The 1,592-nt window shown below is 39.1% G+C and carries 3 protein-coding genes; 1 reads left to right on the top strand and 2 read right to left on the bottom strand.

Annotation, left to right across the window (positions count from 1 at the left end; all coding sequences use genetic code 11):
* Both E2B99_RS14760 and E2B99_RS12090 read right to left on the bottom strand, forming a co-directional pair.
* Positions 1 to 207, bottom strand: a 207-nt coding sequence (locus E2B99_RS14760; RefSeq protein ID WP_205669680.1) for a hypothetical protein, incomplete at its 3' end; no start/stop codon positions are given.
* Positions 208 to 435: 228 nt separating this feature from the next.
* Positions 436 to 630 carry a hypothetical protein gene (locus E2B99_RS12090; RefSeq protein WP_205669679.1) on the bottom strand — a complete coding sequence of 65 codons (195 nt, stop codon included), beginning with the start codon at positions 628 to 630 and terminating at the stop codon, positions 436 to 438.
* A 437-nt stretch (positions 631 to 1,067) separates the two neighbouring features.
* Here E2B99_RS12090 and E2B99_RS12085 point away from each other — a divergent pair, with 437 nt between their 5' ends.
* Positions 1,068 to 1,415 (top strand): hypothetical protein, encoded by a 348-nt coding sequence (locus E2B99_RS12085; protein WP_134245246.1) that lies wholly within the window; start codon positions 1,068 to 1,070, stop codon positions 1,413 to 1,415.
* Positions 1,416 to 1,592 lie beyond the last annotated feature (177 nt).

Below are 1,592 nucleotides of genomic sequence, written 5' to 3'. Positions count from 1 at the left end.
TCGTCCTGGCTCATGCGATTCAAGTTGGCCGCCATTGTGTCCATCAGATTGTCCATCTGTTCCTCGTGTGAGTCTTTGGAATTCTGCCTTTCCACCGGCGGCTTGTTCAAAGCATTCATTTGTAATTACTCCTTTCTCCCATTGCATAAGTAATTGTTTTTCAAGTTTTTGCTTAATCTCAAGCTCATTGCCTTCTGATCTAAGCACATTAAGATGCTGCCACCCGTTTAAAATCTGTGGATTTGTCCGATCTCTGAAGTCATGGACTTTCAGTTTAATCCGATTTCCAAAAAATTGGTGTAATTTATCTAACCCAATGTTCCTGACCACTTTTCTATATCTTGCACGTCTTAAGCTTTTAGTTTTAATAGAATGTTTTTTTAGTGGTTAAACTTATTGCTTTGCTTATAAAAATCTTTCGTTAATGAAAGATTTTTAACTGATTGAATTAGCAATCCAGATATGGGTTAGATCACACGTTTTATCAGGAAAGGTAGTCCAGTTTAATTGGCCTTGTAGCCCTGTGTAGGTTGAGCCACCAAGCATGATTGCGTCACCCACCTTAATTAATTTACCACCAGCTAAAACTAAAGATTGCTGGCGATCATCCCAGTAAACATCAGGGTTCATACTGGCAATCAAATAAAGCTCATTTGTGGCAGCTTTGGCATATATGCAGGGGCCTTTTATATATAGTTTACCCTGTAGTGCTGCACTATCTCCTTCTCGACTGGCTGGGAGCGTGGCCAGTCTGGGATAAACCACCCTGGGCTGATCTGAGGTAGTGCCAGGTTTTTCTATATGCTGATCTGTGTCATTCTGGTGTGGGGGCTGAGGTGAACAAGCTGCCAAAGTACCTAAAAATAAAATTGTGACATGCTTAAGCATAAAAGAGCGTCCTACTCGTAGATAAAAAATTTTTGTTTATTAATAGATAAAGTACATTCAGCCTTTGCTATTCAGCAGGCAGGTAAAAACTATATGGATTATAATAGATGCCCATAAATTCTTTATGAACAATTACAAGATTATAAATACTCAACAACTAAGATCAGGTATATAAGCCTATGAAAAAAATTATTTTTACTGCTCTGGTTATATTAGGTTTTATTGTAATTATTGCGACTTTCTATCAAAAAAATGGCCAGTATGCTGCTAATGGTAATCTAGCTAAGCCTACAGAACTAAAATCCGATAATCGGCCAGAAGTTCTTAGCAAAAATCCTGTTACCCCAACAGGCCAGGCCTTCCCAGTAACCAATAATGTGACAATGCCTGAGTGGGCATTGCAAATGAATAATCTCAATAAAAATCCGGCTTTCCCCAGAGAAACAAAAATTAAGAAACTAGCTGAGTTTCTTCATAAAAATGCCATTGCAAAACAGCGTGCAAAACTATCCAGAAATCCGGGATAAACAGCGTCGAATTTTGACCACCCCGGATGTTATGTAACTATTCAGCTTTAAGCTGGAGATTCTGGCGTGTTATGCATGGAAACTATCGCTAAAATCAGGCGGCGTCATATTCGGGAAGGCGAAAGTATCAGTTCAATTGCCCGTGATCTGCATCTTTCAAGAGCTACTGTCCGTAAA

The organism is Alkanindiges illinoisensis (genome assembly GCF_004377485.1).
Classification (GTDB): Bacteria; Pseudomonadota; Gammaproteobacteria; order Pseudomonadales; family Moraxellaceae; genus Alkanindiges; species Alkanindiges illinoisensis_A.
Note: the sequence above shows the minus strand (reverse complement) of the source record. Positions and strands in the feature narration are given on the sequence as shown.

Excerpts from the sequence above, each read along its gene's own strand:
- E2B99_RS12090 (WP_205669679.1), bottom strand. The coding sequence starts at position 630 with ATGAACCCTGATGTTTACTGGGATGATCGCCAGCAATCTTTAGTTTTA.
- E2B99_RS12085 (WP_134245246.1), top strand. The coding sequence starts at position 1,068 with ATGAAAAAAATTATTTTTACTGCTCTGGTTATATTAGGTTTTATTGTA.